Raw genomic sequence first — 16,921 nt, forward strand, 5'->3', positions numbered from 1 at the left:
GGTCACACCCGCTCGATGCGCACGGCGCATTTCTTGAAGTCGCTTTGCAGCGAGATCGGGTCGGTGGCGTCCAGCGTCACCTTGTTGATCAGCTTGGACTCGTCGAACCAGGGTACGAACACCAGCCCGCGCGGCGGCCGGTCGCGGCCACGCGTCTCGACGCGGGCGCGGATGTAACCGCGGCGGGACACGACCTTCACTTCGTCGCCGCGGCGCAGCTTTGCGTCCTGCGCGTCGTCGGGATGCATGAAGCAGACAGCCTCCGGGAAGGCCTTGTAGAGCTCGGGCACGCGGCGCGTCATGGTGCCGGAATGCCAGTGCTCCAATACGCGGCCGGTCGAGAGCCAGTACGGATAGTCATTGTCCGGCGACTCCGCCGCCGGCTCGAAAGGCAGCGCGAAGATGCGCGCCTTGCCGTCGGGGTAGCCGTAGAACTGCACGTCCGTGCCCTGCTTCACATAGGGATCGCTGCCCTCGCGGAAACGCCATTTGGTCTCCTGGCCGTTGACGACGGGCCAGCGCAGGCCGCGCTCGCGGTGATAGCTTTCGAACGGCGCAAGGTCGTGACCATGGCCGCGGCCGAAGGCGGCATACTCCTCGAACAACCCCTTCTGCACGTAGAAGCCGAACGCCTTGGACTCGTCGTTGGCGTAGCCCTCCTCGATCTCCGAGGTCGGGAATTTGTCGACTTGCCCGTTCTTGTACAGCACGTCGAACAGCGTCTTGCCGCGATATTCCTGCTTCTTGGCGATCAGCTCCTCGGGCCAGACCTCCTCGATCTTGAAGCGTTTGGAGAATTCCATGAGCTGCCAGAGATCGGATTTGGATTCGCCGGGAGCCGAGACGAGCTGGTGCCAGAACTGCGTGCGCCGCTCGGCGTTGCCGTAGGCGCCTTCCTTCTCAACCCACATCGCCGTCGGCAGGATGAGGTCGGCCGCGAGCGCCGTCACGGTCGGGTAGGCATCCGAGACCACGATGAAATTGTCGGGGTTGCGGAAGCCCGGATAGGTTTCCTCATTGATGTTGGGTCCCGCTTGCAGGTTGTTGTTGACCTGCACCCAGTAGGCGTTGAGCAGGCCGTCTTTCAGCATCCGGCTCTGCAGCACGGCGTGATAGCCGGGCTTGTCGGGGATGGTACCCTCGGGCAGGAGCCAGATGTGCTCTGTCTTGTCGCGATGCTCCTTGTTGGTCACGACCATGTCGGCCGGCAGGCGATGCGAGAAGGTGCCGACCTCGCGTGCGGTGCCGCAGGCTGATGGCTGGCCAGTCAGCGAGAACGGGCTGTTGCCGGGCGAGGCGATCTTTCCGGTCAAGAGGTGAATGTTGTAGACGAGATTGTTGGCCCAGACGCCGCGGGTGTGCTGGTTGAAGCCCATGGTCCAGAACGAGACCACTTTGGTCTTGGGATCGGCGTAGAGCTCGGCGAGCGCCTCGAGCCGATTGAGTGGCACGCCGGACATCTTTGCGGCTTTCTCCAGCGTGTAGTCCGACACGAATTTTGCGAACTCCTCGTAGCTCATGTCGGTGGAGTCGTTGGCCTTCGCCGCGCCGGTCGCCTTCTTCTGAAGGGGATGATCGGGCCGCAGGCCATAGCCAATGTCGGTCTGCCCGCGCCTGAAGATGGTATGCGCAGTGACGAAATCCTTGTTGACGCGACCGGTCTTGATGATGTGGTTGGCGATCGCGTTGAGGATGTAGAGATCGGTCTGCGGCACGAACACCATGCCGATATCGGCAAGGTCGAACGAGCGGTGCTCGAAGGTCGAGAGCACGGCGACGCGGACATGTGGTGCGGAGAGGCGGCGGTCGGTCAGCCGCGTCCACAGGATCGGGTGCATTTCCGCCATGTTGGAGCCCCACAGCACGAAGGCGTCGGTGGCCTCGATGTCGTCATAGCAACCGGCCGGCTCGTCGATGCCGAAGGTGCGCATCATGCCGGCAACCGCCGAAGCCATGCAGTGGCGCGCATTGGGATCGATGTTGTTGCTTCGGAAGCCGGCCTTGTAGAGTTTCGAGGCCGCGTAGCCTTCCCAGATCGTCCACTGCCCGGAGCCGAACATGCCGACGCCGCTGGGCCCGCGCTTCTTCAGCGCGTCCTTCCACTTCTCGGCCATGATGTCGAAGGCTTCGTCCCACGACACGGGCGTGAACTCGCCGTCCTTGTCGTATTTGCCGTTCGTCTTGCGCAGCATCGGCTGCGTCAGGCGATCATGGCCGTACATGATCTTGGAGAGGAAGTAGCCCTTGACGCAGTTGAGGCCGCGATTGACCTCGGCCTTGATGTCGCCGTGGGTGGCGACCACGCGGTTGTCCTTGGTCGCGACCATGACGGAGCAGCCGGTGCCGCAGAAGCGGCAGGCGGCCTTGTCCCATTTCAATTCGCTGCCGTCACGCTCGGTGACGAGGTTTGCGGCGAGCGCCGGCGCCGGCATGCCCGCGGCGGCCGCTGCGATCGCGGCGGCCTCCAGCTTCAGCATCTGGCGGCGGTCGATCTTCGGTGAGGTCATAACGGTTCTCCCGGCGTCAAGGACGCGGTCTCAGGCAGTTTCGATGGCGTGAAAGACGAGCGCCGCCGAATAGACGTGCGGCATGGACTGGATGTCGTTGAGCATGGTGCCGAGCCTGCCGGCATCCGGCGCCTCGACAACGACGACGAGCTTGCCGCGCGCGTCGCGGCCGTGGATTTCGCAACCGGGCAACGCGGCGATCGCAGCCTCGACGTCGGCGAGACGCTCCGGCCGCGCCTGCACCAGAATGCTTGCGATCTCGCCTCCAGGCGGCGGGATGATGCGTTCGGCGCTGAGCACCCTGCCGGTGATCAATGCGCGGCGATTGAGTGTGGCTTGGGCCATGATCTCGGTCTTTCGCTGCGGGGTTTCAATGTGGGGGAGGCGGGCCGGGAGGGCCTGCGAACATCTGGTAGATCCACACGGCGAGCCCGTAGCTGCCGACCGTTCCGACCGCGAGGGCGGGCATCACAACCGCGGTCAGGAACAGGAACGCAAAGATCTCCATGCGCTTGCGGCGCACGCGCCCAGTCGTGTCGTCAGGGGCCGACATATTCGGTCTCTCTGAAATTTAGGAATTGGACGGCTTCCGGGCCGTTACCTCGACGAACCATAGGTATCGGGCGGCAGATCACCTTGATCTGAATCAACGGTTCGCGTCTGCGGGCACTTGGCCGCACGGCCGCGACGGGAAGCTGTCGGCTACTTTGCATGGGGTTGTTTTCGATATTTTTGTCCTCCCGTCCGGCGGAATTGGGCCGCCATGGACAGTCCGGTCCCGCTCAATAAAATGCTCGCAATAAAAACAATCTCGGGAGAGGGGTCATGAAGTTCGGCATCTTCTATGAGCTGCAATTGCCGCGTCCGTGGGTGGCGGGCGACGAGCTCCGGCTCTACCAGAATGCCCTGACGCAGATGGAACTCGCCGATCGCCTCGGCTACGACCACGCCTGGGTGGTCGAGCATCACTTCCTCGAAGAATACTCCCACTCGCCGTCGCCGGAATCCTTCCTCGCCGCCGCGAGCCAGCGCACCCAGAATATCCGGCTCGGCCACGGCATCCTCCAGCTCACCACCAACCATCCCGCGCGCGTCGCCGAGCGCGTCGCGGTGCTTGATCTCCTCAGTAACGGCCGCTGCGAGTTCGGCATGGGCGAAAGCGCCTCCATCACCGAGCTCGAGCCGTTCGGTCGCGACATGGAGACCAAGAAGGAGATCTTCGAGGAGGCGGTGCGCGCGATCTTCCCGATGTTCAAGGATAGTGGCTGCGAGCATCACGGCAAGTATTTCGACATGCCCCTGCGCAACGTCGTGCCGAAGCCGGTGCAGAAACCGCACCCGCCGCTGTGGATGGCCTGCTCGCAGCTTCCGACCATCGAGCGCGCCGGCCGTCACGGCTTTGGCGCGCTCGGCTTCCAGTTCGTCAGCGCGGATGCCGCGCACGCCTGGGTGCATGCCTATTACAACGCGATGACCAAGCGGCTGCACAAATTGGCAGACTACGAGATCAACCCGAACATGGCGCTGGTGTCGTTCTTCATGTGCGCGAAGACCGACGAAGAGGCGCGTGCGCGGGCCGATGGCGCCACCTTCTTCCAGTTCGCGCTGCGCTTCTACGGCGCCTCGCAAAACCGCCAGCGGCCGGCGCCCGGCACGGTCGACATGTGGGACGAGTACAACAGATGGAAGCGCGATAATCCGGAAGCGCAGGAGGCCGCGCTGCGCGGCGGCCTGATCGGCTCGCCCGAAACGATCCGGAAAAAGCTGCGGCGCTTCCGCACCTCCCGTATCGACCAGGTGATCCTGCTCAATCAGGCTGGCAAGAACAGCCATGAGCACATCTGCGAATCGCTGGACCTCTTCGCGCGTGAGGTGATGCCGGAGTTCCAGAATGATCCGGAGCAGGAGGCCTGGAAGAAGGGCGTAATGAGCGGCGAGATCGAGCTCGAGGAGATCGACACGCAGGCCTTCACTGACCGCTACGGCAAGCTCGCGATCAACGTCGCGCCGGCGACGGCGGTGGCGGCGGGGTAGGGTGCTCAACGTTTTGTGGCCTAGGCTCCGGCTCAGCAGCGCACCGTTTTACGCTGCGCTGCGTCCGGGGCACGAGACTGTCCAACAACACGCTTCCTCTCTTGTCCCGGACGCGCTGCAGCGTGCAACGCTGCTGCGCAGAGCCGGGACCCATGTGGCATTGGAACGGCTGGCTTCCGGTACGGAGCCCTTATATCCTCCGAGAGAGGCAAACAAGAATCCCGAGGAAACAAGCTTGAGCACCGCGCCGCGCATCGACATCGACCCTGCCTCGTTCTGGCAGGATCCCTATCCGATGCTTGCGAAAATGCGCAAGGAGGCGCCGATCGCCTTCGTGCCGCAGCTCGGCTCGACGCTGCTCGTGAGTCGCGACGACATCTCGATCTCCGAGAAGCAGATCGACGTGTTCTCCTCGCACCAGCCCGAGGGGCTCATGAACAGGCTGATGGGCCACAACATGATGCGCAAGGACGGCGAGGCGCACCAGGTCGAGCGCCGCGCGCTGTTTCCGGCGGTCTCGCCGAAAACGGTGAAGGCGCACTGGACCGCGCAGTTCCAGGCTCACGCCGATCGCATCGTCGGTGGCCTCGAGCCGGGCACGCGGATCGATTTCATGCGTGAGTTCGCGCTGCCGTTCTCCGGCGAATGCCTGAAATCGATCACCGGCCTCACCAATATCGACTTTGTCGAGATGGACGCCTGGTCGCAGGCGATGATCGATGGCATTGCAAATTATGCCGGCGATCCCGCCGTGGAAGCACGCTGCCATGCGGCGACCGCCGGCATCGACGCGGCGATCGACGACATGCTGCCGGTCATGCAGAAAAATCCGGACCAGAGCTTGTTGGGCGTGATGGTCGCGTCCGGCATGCCGATGCAGAGCGTGCGCGCCAACGTCAAGCTGGCGATCTCCGGTGGCCAGAACGAGCCGCGCAAGGCCATCGCCGGCACCGTCTGGGCGCTTCTCACCCATCGCGACCAGTTCGACCTCGTCCGGCGCGGCGAAGTGTCCTGGCTCCAGGCCTTTGAGGAATATGCCCGCTGGATTTCGCCGATCGGCATGTCGCCGCGCCGAATTGCAAAGCCGTGGACCATCCGCGACGTCTCGTTCGAGGCCAATGAGCGCGTGTTCCTGATGTTCGGCTCGGCCAACCGCGACGAGAAGCATTTTGAGCACGCCGATCAGTTCGACGTGCGGCGCGACACATCGAAGAGCGTCGCCTTCGGCGCCGGCCCGCATTTCTGCGCCGGCGCCTGGGCTTCGCGCGCCATGATTGCGGATGTCGCACTGCCGACGGTGTTTGCGCGTGTCAGGCGACTCGAGATCGCCGATGACGAGCCGGTTCGGATCGGCGGCTGGGCGTTCCGCGGTCTTCTGAATCTGCCGGTGCGCTGGAACTAGCGCGTGAGACTGCCTCAGGAAGCGGCAGCCTCACATTCGCGTGCAGAAAAATTCCATCCTCATTCGCTTCGCCGTTTGAAAGATTAATCATGCGCATTGCCAAGGCAGCAGTGCGCGCATCGCTATTTTCTCGGCCTTCTCGACAGCTTTCGCGGCCCGCACCATCATTCTCCAAACATGGATGAATGACGGCCGCAGGCGGCCGGGAGCTTGGTATGCAGCGTCGGGACTTTCTCAAATTATCGGTTGGAACGGTGGCCGCCGCTGCGTTCGCCTCACGCGCCAGCGCGCAAGGCGCGGTGAAGGAAATTCGTATCGGCTACCAGAAGACCGGCGTGCTGGTTATCACGCGCCAGCGGGCGACCTTGGAAAAACATTTCGCTCCGCAAGGCATCGACGTGAAATGGGTGGAATTCTCCTCGGGGCCGCCGATGATGGAGGCGATGAATGTCGGCAGCGTCGATTACGGCGCCGTCGGCGATTCCCCGCCGGTGTTCGCGCAGGCGGCCGGAGCGGCAATCGTCTATGCCGCCGGCCAGCCCATCACCAACGGCCAGGGCATTCTGGTGCCGAAGGATTCGTCGATCCGCTCCATCGCTGACTTGAAGGGGAAGCGCGTTGGCTTCACCAAGGGCTCCAGCGCCCACAACGTCGTTGTGCAGACGCTGGAGAAGGCCGGCCTGACCTACGCCGACATCACACCGGTTTATCTGACGCCGCCGGATGCCGGTCCCGCCTTTGCCAATGGCAGCATCGAGGCCTGGGCAATCTGGGATCCTTATTTTGCGATCGGCGAGACCAAGCAGAACGGCCGCATCCTGATCAATGCGCGCGAGGTCACTAAGACCAACTCGTTCTACATCGCCAACCGCGAGTTCGCGAAGAACCACGGTCCGATCCTGCAACAGATCGTCGACGTGACGACCGCCACCGGTCAATGGGCCGAACAGCACCGCGACGAGGTCGCTAGGTCGCTGGCCGCGATCACCGGCGTCCCGCTGGACATCCAGGCCGTCGCGGCCGACCGCGCGAATTTCGTGATCGGCCCCGTCACCGACGATATCGTCGCGACCCAGCAGGGTGTCGCCGATCGCTTCTACAAGCTCGGCCTGATCCCGAAGCCCATCGTGATCAGGGACATCGTCTGGCGCAACACGGCAGCCTGACGTGCCGACCAGCCTTCCCATTTCTAAAGGTTCGAACATGAGGCGTATCGTTCAACGTGTGATCGCGGCCATCGTCCTGTCGCTCGGCATCGTGGCGGCTGCTGTCGGGACATCCTACGGCCAGGACAAGGTCGTTCGCATCGGCTACCAGAAATACGGCAAGCTGGTGCTCCTGAAGAGCAAAGGCACGCTGGAGCCGAAGCTCGCGGCGGAAGGCTACAAAGTGGTGTGGACGGAATTCCCGTCCGGCCCGCCGCTGCTCGAAGCGCTCAATGTCGGCGCGATCGATTTCGGCAACACCGGCGAAGCCCCGCCGATCTTCGCGCAGGCCGCCGGTGCGCCGATCCAGTATGTCGCCTATGAGCCGCCGGCGCCCAAAGGCGAGGCGATCCTGGTGCCGAAGGATAGTCCGCTGAAATCGGTCGCCGATCTCAAGGGCAAGAAGGTCGCGCTCAACAAGGGCTCCAACGTCCACTATCTCCTGGTCAAGGCGCTGGAGAAGGCCGGTGTCAAATATTCCGAGATCGAGCCGGTGTTCCTGGCACCCGCTGATGCCCGCGCCGCCTTCGAGCGCGGTTCGGTCGATGCCTGGGTGATCTGGGATCCGTTCCAGTCGGCCGCCGAAGCCGCGACCGGTGCGCGGACGCTCGCCGACGGCACCAACATCGTGGCGAACTATCAGTTCTATTTCTCCTCGAAGAAGTTCATCGAGGCCAATCCAAAGATCGTCGACGCCGTGCTCGATGAGCTGCGCGCGGTCGATGACTGGGCCAAGGGCGACATTCACGCGGTCGCCGAGCAATTGGCGCCGTCGATTGGATTGTCGGTGCCGGTGGTCGAGGTCGCGCTCAAGCGCCAGTCCTACGGCATCAAGCCGATCACCGACTCTGTGATCGCCGATCAGCAGCAGGTTGCGGACGCGTTTTTCGCGCTCAACCTGATCCCCAAAGCAATCAAGATTTCCGACGTGGCGCGGAGGCCAGGAACGTGAGCAAGGTCAAGAGCAAGCAAGGTAACGCCAACATACTCTGGTTCCTGCCGACCCACGGTGACGGCCGCTATCTCGGCACCGGCATCGGCGGCCGCGAGGTGAATTTCAACTACCTGCGCCAGATCGCACAGGCGGCTGACCAGCTCGGCTACTACGGCGTGCTGCTGCCGACGGGACGATCTTGCGAGGATTCCTGGATTGTGGCCTCGGCGGTTGCCCCGTTCACCGAGCGGCTGCGCTATCTCGTGGCTGTCAGGCCGGGTCTGCAATCGCCGAGCGTTGCCGCGCGCATGACCGCGACGCTCGACCGCGTCACCAACGGCCGGCTCCTGGTCAACGTCGTCACCGGCGGCGATCCCGTCGAGAACAAGGGCGATGGCATCTTTCTCGCCCATGACGAGCGCTATGAGGTCACCCGCGAGTTCCTCAACGTCTATAGTGACCTGCTTGCCGGCAAGACCGTAAATGTCGAGGGCAAGCACATCCACATCGAGGATGGCAAGCTGCTGTTCCACCCGGTTCAGTCGCCCCATCCGCCGCTTTATTTCGGCGGCTCGTCGGATGCCGGCATCGATGTCGCCGTCGACGCCGTCGACAAATACCTCACCTGGGGCGAGCCGCCGGCGCAGGTCGCAGAGAAGATCGCCAAGGTGAGGGAGGTTGCGGCGCTACGCGGGCGAAAACTTTCCTTCGGCATCCGTTTGCATGTCATCGTCCGCGAGACCAATGAAGAGGCCTGGCAGGCTGCCAACGAGCTGATCAAGCATGTCAGCGACGAGACCATTGCGCTGGCGCAGAAGAACTTTGCGCGCATGGATTCGGTCGGCCAGCAGCGCATGGCGCAGCTGCATGGCGGCAGGCGCGACGAGCTCGAGATCAGCCCGAACCTCTGGGCCGGTGTAGGTCTCGTGCGCGGCGGCGCTGGAACGGCTCTGGTCGGTGACGCCCAGACCGTGGCGGCCCGCATCAAGGAATACCAGGATCTCGGCATCGATACCTTCATCCTGTCGGGTTATCCGCATCTGGAGGAAGCCTATCGCTTCGCCGAGCTGGTGTTCCCGCTGCTCTCGCTCGAGCTGCCGAGCAACGTGACGAAGCTTCACTTCAATGGCGGTCCGTTCGGCGAGACCGTCGGCAGCGATTTCCGCCCGCAGAAGCAGGTGTCGCAGTCATGAGCCTTATCGACAGTATTTCCCTTCCGCGCAGCGTCCGCCTGCCGCGCGCCGACGGCCTGATCCAGTGGATCGTGCCGCTCGCCATCATCGTCGTCTGGCAGATCGCCTGCGTTGCCGGTCTCGTGCCGACACGGGTGCTGCCGGCACCGAGCGATGTTGCGCTCGCGGGCTGGAAGCTGCTGCTCTCCGGCGAGCTCGTGCGCAACATCTGGGTCAGCTTCTGGCGGGCCTCGATCGGCTTTCTGATCGGTGGCAGCATCGGCTTTGCCTTTGGTTTGGCCAACGGTCTTTCGCAGCTTTCGGCAAAGCTGACCGACACGACGCTTCAGATGGTACGCAACGTGCCACATCTGGCGCTGATCCCGCTCGTCATCCTGTGGTTCGGCATCGACGAGAGCGCAAAGCTGTTCCTGGTGGCGCTCGGCGTGTTCTTCCCGATTTACCTCAACACGCTGCATGGCATTCGCACCGTCGATCCGCAGCTCATCGAAATGGGCCGTATCTACGGCATGAGCGACGGCGAGCTGTTCCGCCGCGTGATCTTTCCGGGCGCTCTGCCCTCGATCTTCGTCGGCATCCGCTTCGCGCTCGGCATCATGTGGCTGACGCTGATCGTCGCCGAGACCATCGCGGCGTCCTCCGGCCTCGGCTACATGGCGATGCAGGCGCGCGAGTTCATGCTGATCGACGTCGTCGTGCTGTCGATCCTGATCTACGCGTTGCTCGGCAAGCTCGCCGACAGCGCCTCGCGCGTTCTCGAGCGCCTGACGCTCGCCTGGCACCCCGCCTTCCAGAAACATTGAGACCGACATGCAGACAGCCCTTCTTCTTCCCGAGGCCGAACGTGCCGAGCGCGCCAGCTTCGCCCCGCAGGCACGCGTCGCGCGCCAGGACCAGCCGACACCCGGCCTGTCGCTCACCATCCGCGGCTTGCGCAAATCGTTTGGCGACAACGAGGTGCTGCGCGGCATCGATCTGCACATTCCCGCCGGCCAGTTCGTTGCAATCGTCGGCAAGAGCGGTTGCGGCAAGAGCACGCTGCTGCGGCTGATCGCCGGTCTCGACAAGATCGATGCCGGAGCCATCAGCTTCGGCGAGGCAGCGCGGCCCGAGGATATCAGGGTGATGTTCCAGGAGCCGCGGCTGTTGCCCTGGGCGCGCGTGTTGTCGAATGTCGAGGTTGGCCTCGGGCGCGATCGCGCCTCGTCGGATGCGCATCCGCGCGCCGAGCGCGCGTTGAGCGAGGTTGGGCTCGCCGACAAGCGCGACCAGTGGCCTTCGGTGTTGTCGGGCGGCCAGAAGCAGCGCGTGGCGCTGGCGCGCGCGCTCGTTAGCCAGCCCCGCGTGCTCGCCTTCGACGAGCCGCTCGGCGCGCTGGACGCCCTGACCCGCATCTCGATGCAGCGACTCCTGGAGCGAGTCTGGCGCGACCAGGGTTTTACGGCGATCCTGGTGACGCATGACGTCGCGGAAGCCGTTGCGCTGGCCGATCGCGTGCTCGTGATTGAGGAAGGTCGCATCGCGCATGATGTCACGGTCAATGCGCCGCGGCCGCGCGAGCGCGGCTCGGTGGAGCTCGCGGGCCTCGAAGGCTCGATCCTGCGCCATCTTCTCTCGGCGGACGATCGTACCTAGATAACAGGAGCCCTGATTCAGGGAGCATGCCATGAACGTGATTGCCCGCCATATCATGACCGACACCAATATCTCCTCCGCCGATTTCCGCGGCGCCATGCGTCACCTCACTGGTGGCGTCAGCGTCATCACGGCCGGCCGCGGCAGGGACATCACCGGCATGACGGTGACTTCGGTGACGTCGCTGTCGGTCGATCCGCCGACGCTGCTGGTCAGCATCAACCGCGACGCCTCCTCGTTCCCGCTGATCAGGCGTCACGGCGCTTTCGGCGTGAACATCCTTAACGCCGACCAGCTCGACATTGCCGAGCGCTTTGCCGGCAAGGGCGGGCTGAAGGGCGCCGACCGCTTCGCCGGCAGCGACTGGGTGACGGCCGTCTCCGGCGTCCCGCTGCTCGCCGGCGCGCTGAGCGCCCTTGATTGCGAGGTCGAGGAGATCGTCGAGCGCCACTCGCATGGCATCGTCATCGGCCGCGTGCGCGATATCAGGAGCTCGAGCCGCAGCGCGGCGCTCGCCTATTGGCACGGACAGTACGTCGCGGTCGACCTGGATGAGGACGCGGCGAGGCTCGCCGAGGTCAGTGTTCCCACGCGGGGCCGGGGCGTCATCTGACCGCCCGGCGGCCTTCCGGGCTGGCCTTTTCGTTTCTCTCGATCTAGAAGCCCTGCCAGAGCCTCCCGTAGGAGGCGATGGAGCCGGCATGAAACGCGTTGCGACCTGGGCCTTCTATGCCGTCGGCGCGCTCGCGATCGCGTATCTCGCGCTCTACGCCTATGCGATGTTCACCGGACGGCACATCGTGCCCGGCGACCCCATCCACATCTTCCGCAATCCCGACGCGCCGAGCTATTCGTGAGGAGGATCTCGTGGGCAAAGCCACCGGGTCGCGCGAATGCGCGCCCGATGACAGGCTCCGCGTGCCCACCTCTTCTTTCGCAAATCATGGAGAGATGGTGGGCACGGCGCAAGCGCGCCTTTGCCCACCCTACGAGAGCTAACCCGCCTTACGAACTGCGCAACCATCAACTCCGCAAGATCGCCAGCGCCAGCGCCTGCGCGCGCGGCACGATGCTGTCGAGCTCGAGATATTCCTCCGGCGTGTGCGCAAGTCCGCCGACCGGGCCAAGGCCGCAGATCGTCGGCGTGCCCACGGCGGCGGTGAAGCCTGAATCGGCGCAGCCGCCGGAGAACTCGCCGGTGAGCGTGGTCAGCCCGACGTCACGTGCGGCACCCTGGTAACCGTCGAACAGCGTCTTCGACGCCTCGCTCTGAACCGCCGGCACGAACTCGCCCTTGATCGTCAGGGTGGCGCTCGTGCCAGGCACGTAAGAGGTGGCGACGATCTTCTCGATCGCGGCCATCACCGCGTCGCGATCTCTCGGCTCGACATAGCGCAGATCGATCTGGCCCTCGGCATAAGGCGCCGTCGTATTCACGGACTGTCCGCCAGAGATCAGCCCGACGTTGAGGGTGATTCCCTTGGTCAGATCGGTCAGCGCGTGGATATGAACGATCTTGTGCGCGAGCTCGCCGATCGCGCTGACGCCGGCCGCAAAATTCGCTCCGGAATGCGCGGCCTTGCCGGTGACCGCAAGGTGCATGAAGATGCCGCCCTTGCGGCTGGTCACGATGTTGCCGGTCGGTCGTCCCGGCTCGGAATTGTAGACGGCGCGCGCGGACCGTCCCTCGCGCTCGATCACTGGCCGCGACGAGGGCGATGCGATCTCCTCGTCCGAGGTGATCAGGACCTTGATCGGGTGCGGGCTGCCGCCGAATTTCTGGAAGGCTGCGGCCACGAACACGTTCATGACGAGACCTGCCTTCATGTCGGCGACCCCCGGGCCATAGGCGCGGCCGTCCTTGATGGTGAAGGCGCGTCGTTCGGCTTCGCCCTTGCCGAACACCGTGTCGCGATGCCCCATCAGCAGGATCGGCTTTTCGTTGCTGCCGGGCTTGGCCACGATCGCATGAAGCGCGTCGCCATAGGTGTCGTTCGGCTCGCGCCAGCTCGAAATGCCGTGCTCGGCAAAATGCCGCTCGAAGCGCGCGCCGACCGCGTCCACGCCGGCCTTGTCGTAGGATCCGGAATCGATGTTCACGACCTCGCGCAACAGGTCGATCATCGCCTGCTTCTGCGATGCCAGCCAATCCGTGATTTGACCCTCAGACATTGTCACCTCGCGTGGTTCTCGTGCGCGGTTATAGGGCCTGTCGCACCGATGACCTAGTCGGAGAACGCGGCCCCGCCATGATGGCGGTGATTGAAGCGCGGTCTCCCCCGACGTCGTCCTGGCGAAGGCCAGGACCCATACCGCGGAATCTATCGATTGTGCGGGGTGGGCGTACCGAACGACGAGTCTTCGCCAAACTCCTCCCTGGGATATAATGGGTCCTGGCTTTCGCCAGGACGACACCGTGAGCGTGGCGCGCGGGTTGCCTTACACCCAAGAAGAAATGCCCGGGACTTGGCCCGGGCATCTACGTCGTCAGCAATTGAAAGCTCTCTCACACCCCCATTGCCGGCATCCGTGGGTATTCGCCCGGTGTGCCGGCGGGCGGGATCGGGATGCCGCCGTCGGCATATTCGTTGAGCTTGTTGCGCAGCGTGCGGATCGAGATGCCGAGGATGTTGGCGGCATGGGTCCGGTTGCCCAGGCAATGCTTCAGCGTCTCCAGGATCAAATCGCGCTCGACGTCGGCGACGGTGCGTCCGACCAGCGACCGCGTCACCTGTTCGGCGGCCATCGTGGCGTGTGCCACCGCTGGCGCGGTGCGCGCGACGTCGAGGCGGTCGCCGTCCGGCGTGATGATGGCGTCAGCGCCGATTTCGTCGCCCTGCGCCATCAGCACCGCCCGGTGCATGGTGTTCTCGAGCTCGCGGACGTTGCCCTGCCAGCGGTTGGTCGAGAGCACGCGGCGCGCTTCCGCCGAAATGGGGCGCAGCGGCACGCCGTTGGCCTCGGCATATTTCTTCACGAAGTGCTGGGCGAGCTCCAGGATGTCGGCGGGGCGCTCGCGCAGCGGTGGGATCTTCAGGTTCACGACGTTGAGGCGGAACAGCAGATCCTCACGGAAGGTGCCTTCACGCACCGCTTCCGCAAGGTTGCGGTTCGAGGTCGCGATGATGCGGATGTCGACGGGGACAGGCTTGGTGCCGCCGACGCGGTCGATCACGCGCTCCTGGATCGCGCGGAGTAGTTTTGATTGCAGGCGGACATCCATCTCGGAGATTTCGTCGAGCAGCAGCGTGCCGCCGGTCGCCTCCTCGAACTTGCCGATGCGGCGGGCGACCGCGCCGGTGAAGGCGCCCTTCTCGTGACCGAACAGCTCGGATTCCAGGAGATGCTCGGGAATCGCGGCACAGTTGATGGAGATGAAGGGGCGTTTGGCGCGGGCCGAGCGTGTATGGACGTAGCGCGCCAGCACTTCCTTGCCGGTGCCGGATTCGCCGGTGATCATCACCGAGGCGTCCGAGCCCGCGATCTGCTGGGCGAGCTTGACCACGCGCGCCATGGCGTCGTCGCGATAGATCAGGTCACGGGAATCGTTGGCGACCGCGGCGAGCACGGCGGCGATCAGCTCCGGCTCCGGTGGCAGCGGGATGTATTCCTTGGCGCCGGCGTGGATCGCGGCGACCGCGGCGCGAGCGTCGTTGGTGATGCCACAGGCGACGATGGGAGCGTGGATGTGCTCGGCTTCCAGCCGCATCACGAGATCGCGGATGTCGAGGGCGACGTCGACCAGCAGCAGGTCGGCGCCTTTGCCGCCGCGCAGCACGCGCATCGCCTGCTCGTGGTCCTCGGCGTGGGTCACGGTGGCGCCGTTCTCCATCGCGATCTTGGTGGCGGTGGTGAGCTGGCCCTTCAGTGTGCCAACGATGAGAAGCCGCATGTCAGTCTCCTGTCCGTCTGTTCGCGCTGCCGCGCGTCATTCCCCGATTAGCTGCGTTCGGTCCTGATGATCTCGGTCATGGTCACGCCGAGCTTGTCCTCGACCAGCACCACCTCGCCGCGGGCGACGAGGCGGTTGTTGACGTAGATGTCGATGGCCTCGCCGACGCGCCGGTCGAGCTCGAGCACGGTGCCGGGACCGAGCTTCAACAGCTCGCCGACGTCCATCTTGGAGCGGCCGAGCACGGCGGAGACCTGCACCGGCACGTCGAACACGGCCTCGAGGTCGGCGGCGACGCGGGCTGCGTATTCGTCCTCGTTGTAGCCGACATCGGTGCCGGTCGGCGGCATCGGGCCGTTGAGATCGGGAAGCGGGACCTGCCCGTCGGTGTCACTCATGGCTTAGTTCCCCTTGCGGGACGCGATATAGCGTCCGACGAGTTCGTCGATCTTGCCGAGAATGGCGCCGCGCTCGAGCACGACGCCGCCATCGGCCCATTCGATCCGGCAGTCGCCGGTCGCAATCTCCGGCTCGGCCAGGATCACCAGCCGGCCCTCGAAGCCGCTCTGCTTGGCGAGCCGTTCGATCCGATCGCGTGCACTCTCGTAGAGCGCGTCGTTGATGCGGACGACCAGGTGCGGCGTCGCGACGAGGTGCGAGAAGCAGTCCTTGACCAGCGCGACGATCTCGCCGAGCGGCTCGGCGGCGATCAGGTCAGCGCACAGCTTGCGCGCCACCGCGACCGCGACGTCGACCGCCTCGGTCTCCATCCTGGCCTCGATATTGCCGATGCCCGAGGCGATGCCCCTGACCGAGATGTTGATCTCCTCCATGGCAAGCGCGACGCGGCGGTCGCTCTCGGCCTTGGCCTCGCGCTGTCCGGCGTCGAAGCCGGCCTGGTAGGCGCGCGCCTCGGCGGCCGCGATCTTCTGCGCGACCTCGGCTGCGCTCGCGGCCTTCTCGCGCGTCCGGTCGGGCGCGGAGAAGTCGTTGTCGAACAGGAATTTCGCAGGCGCCGCCATCAGTACACCAATTCGTCGTCAGCGCGGTTCTTGGTCAGCATGATCTCGCCCTTGGCAGCGAGATCCTTGGCGAGATTGACCAGCAGCGCCTGCGCCTCGTCGACGTCGCGCAGGCGGACCGGTCCCATCGCCGCCATGTCGTCCTGGAGCATCTTGGCGGCGCGGGAGGACATGTTGCCGAAGAAGAAGTTGCGGACGTCCTCGTTGGCGCTCTTCAGCGCGACGGCGAGCTTGTCCTTGTCGACGTTACGCATCAATGTCTGGGCGGAGCCGGAGTCCAGCTTGACGAGGTCGTCGAAGGTAAACATCAGGGCCTTGATGCGCTCGGCCGATTCCCGGTTCTCCTCTTCCAGCGAGGTGATGAAGCGGGTTTCGGTCTGGCGGTCGAAATTGTTGAAGATTTCCGCCATCACCTCGTGGGCGTCGCGGCGGCGGGTCTGCGACAGGTTTGACATGAATTCGACGCGAAGCGTCTTCTCCACGCTCTCGATGACCTCCTTCTGTACCGCCTCCATCTTCAGCATGCGGTTGACGACATCGAGCGCCAGCTCCTCGGGCAGGATTCCGAGGACGCGCGCGGCATGCTCGGGCTTGAGCTTGGACAGCACCACCGCGATGGTCTGCGGGTATTCGTTCTTGAGGTAGTTGGCGAGCACCTCTTCCTGCACGTTGGAGAGCTTCTCCCACATGTTGCGCCCGGCAGGGCCGCGGATCTCGTCCATGATGCCGTTGACACGCTCCGGCGCCAGGTATTGCTGCAACAGTCGCTCGGTGGCGTCGAAATTGCCCATCAGCGCGCCGGAAGCCGACATGCGCGAGACGAATTCGAGCAGCATGTCCTCGACCGTGTCGACCTCGACCGTGCCGAGGGTGGACATCTCCAGCGAAAGCTGGCGCACCTCCTCGTCGTCGAGCAGCGACCAGATCTTGCCGCCATATTGCTCGCCGAGCGCCAGCATCAGGATTGCGGCGCGCTTCGGTCCCGCTAGCGGCTCGGACCTGCCGTCCTTGGCTCGGTTGCCGGCGCGCTGTGCGAGCGTCGAGATCACGCTGGTGATGTCGTTCGAGTTGGCGTTTTGCAAGGAGGCGGCCATGTC

At 64.6% G+C, this 16,921-nt stretch carries 17 protein-coding genes; 9 read left to right on the forward strand and 8 right to left on the reverse strand.

Annotated features, from left to right (window positions below):
• Positions 1–2 precede the first annotated feature (2 nt).
• From napA to napE, 3 genes are read right to left on the reverse strand one after another with little or no spacing between them, the layout of a single operon-like run.
• Positions 3–2,507, reverse strand: coding sequence for a nitrate reductase catalytic subunit NapA (gene napA / locus SO180_RS06180; protein ID WP_449377933.1), 2,505 nt, complete (start codon positions 2,505–2,507; stop codon positions 3–5).
• A gap of 30 nt (positions 2,508–2,537) precedes the next feature.
• A complete protein-coding gene (locus tag SO180_RS06185; RefSeq protein WP_449377934.1) occupies positions 2,538–2,852 on the reverse strand; it encodes a chaperone NapD in 315 nt (104 codons plus the stop codon).
• Between the two features lie 25 nt (positions 2,853–2,877).
• A complete protein-coding gene (napE, locus tag SO180_RS06190) occupies positions 2,878–3,060 on the reverse strand; it encodes a periplasmic nitrate reductase, NapE protein (protein WP_027523184.1) in 183 nt (60 codons plus the stop codon).
• A 272-nt stretch (positions 3,061–3,332) separates the two neighbouring features.
• On the opposite strand from napE, the gene SO180_RS06195 reads away from it, so the two are divergent.
• From SO180_RS06195 to SO180_RS06235, 9 genes are all read left to right on the forward strand, one after another.
• Positions 3,333–4,541: an LLM class flavin-dependent oxidoreductase gene (locus tag SO180_RS06195; protein WP_449377935.1), complete on the forward strand. Its 1,209-nt coding sequence runs from the start codon at positions 3,333–3,335 to the stop codon at positions 4,539–4,541.
• A gap of 235 nt (positions 4,542–4,776) precedes the next feature.
• Positions 4,777–5,943, forward strand: coding sequence for a cytochrome P450 (locus SO180_RS06200; RefSeq protein WP_449377936.1), 1,167 nt, complete (start codon positions 4,777–4,779; stop codon positions 5,941–5,943).
• Between the two features lie 215 nt (positions 5,944–6,158).
• The gene (locus SO180_RS06205; RefSeq protein WP_449377937.1) at positions 6,159–7,109 is read left to right on the forward strand and encodes a sulfonate ABC transporter substrate-binding protein; all 951 of its coding nucleotides are present in this window, start codon (positions 6,159–6,161) and stop codon (positions 7,107–7,109) included.
• A 37-nt stretch (positions 7,110–7,146) separates the two neighbouring features.
• Positions 7,147–8,100, forward strand: coding sequence for a sulfonate ABC transporter substrate-binding protein (locus tag SO180_RS06210; RefSeq protein ID WP_449377938.1), 954 nt, complete (start codon positions 7,147–7,149; stop codon positions 8,098–8,100).
• Positions 8,097–9,275, forward strand: a complete 1,179-nt coding sequence (ssuD, locus tag SO180_RS06215; protein ID WP_449377939.1) for an FMNH2-dependent alkanesulfonate monooxygenase — start codon at positions 8,097–8,099, stop codon at positions 9,273–9,275. Before SO180_RS06210 ends, ssuD begins: the two co-directional genes overlap by 4 nt.
• Positions 9,272–10,078 carry an ABC transporter permease subunit gene (locus tag SO180_RS06220; RefSeq protein WP_449377940.1) on the forward strand — a complete coding sequence of 269 codons (807 nt, stop codon included), beginning with the start codon at positions 9,272–9,274 and terminating at the stop codon, positions 10,076–10,078. Before ssuD ends, SO180_RS06220 begins: the two co-directional genes overlap by 4 nt.
• 7 nt (positions 10,079–10,085) lie before the next feature.
• Positions 10,086–10,910, forward strand: coding sequence for an ATP-binding cassette domain-containing protein (locus SO180_RS06225; protein ID WP_449377941.1), 825 nt, complete (start codon positions 10,086–10,088; stop codon positions 10,908–10,910).
• A 31-nt stretch (positions 10,911–10,941) separates the two neighbouring features.
• A complete protein-coding gene (locus tag SO180_RS06230) occupies positions 10,942–11,523 on the forward strand; it encodes a flavin reductase family protein (RefSeq protein WP_449377942.1) in 582 nt (193 codons plus the stop codon).
• An 88-nt stretch (positions 11,524–11,611) separates the two neighbouring features.
• Positions 11,612–11,767 carry a hypothetical protein gene (locus SO180_RS06235; protein WP_027523194.1) on the forward strand — a complete coding sequence of 52 codons (156 nt, stop codon included), beginning with the start codon at positions 11,612–11,614 and terminating at the stop codon, positions 11,765–11,767.
• Between the two features lie 166 nt (positions 11,768–11,933).
• Here the strand turns inward: SO180_RS06235 and SO180_RS06240 are convergent, their stop codons facing one another.
• The 5 genes from SO180_RS06240 to fliG all read right to left on the reverse strand — a co-directional run bounded on the left by SO180_RS06240 (position 11,934) and on the right by fliG (position 16,918).
• A complete protein-coding gene (locus SO180_RS06240; protein ID WP_449377943.1) occupies positions 11,934–13,082 on the reverse strand; it encodes a M20 family metallopeptidase in 1,149 nt (382 codons plus the stop codon).
• A 334-nt stretch (positions 13,083–13,416) separates the two neighbouring features.
• Positions 13,417–14,802, reverse strand: coding sequence for a sigma-54-dependent transcriptional regulator FlbD (flbD, locus tag SO180_RS06245; protein ID WP_449377944.1), 1,386 nt, complete (start codon positions 14,800–14,802; stop codon positions 13,417–13,419).
• Positions 14,803–14,849: 47 nt separating this feature from the next.
• Positions 14,850–15,200 carry a flagellar motor switch protein FliN gene (gene fliN / locus SO180_RS06250; RefSeq protein ID WP_449377945.1) on the reverse strand — a complete coding sequence of 117 codons (351 nt, stop codon included), beginning with the start codon at positions 15,198–15,200 and terminating at the stop codon, positions 14,850–14,852.
• Between the two features lie 3 nt (positions 15,201–15,203).
• Entirely contained in the window at positions 15,204–15,824 is a 621-nt protein-coding gene (locus SO180_RS06255; RefSeq protein WP_449377946.1) for a FliH/SctL family protein, read from the reverse strand.
• A complete protein-coding gene (fliG, locus tag SO180_RS06260) occupies positions 15,824–16,918 on the reverse strand; it encodes a flagellar motor switch protein FliG (RefSeq protein ID WP_449377947.1) in 1,095 nt (364 codons plus the stop codon). The genes SO180_RS06255 and fliG overlap by 1 nt, the downstream gene beginning before the upstream one ends.
• Between the last annotated feature and the right edge of the window lie 3 nt (positions 16,919–16,921).

This window comes from Bradyrhizobium sp. UFLA05-112 (assembly GCF_053572325.1).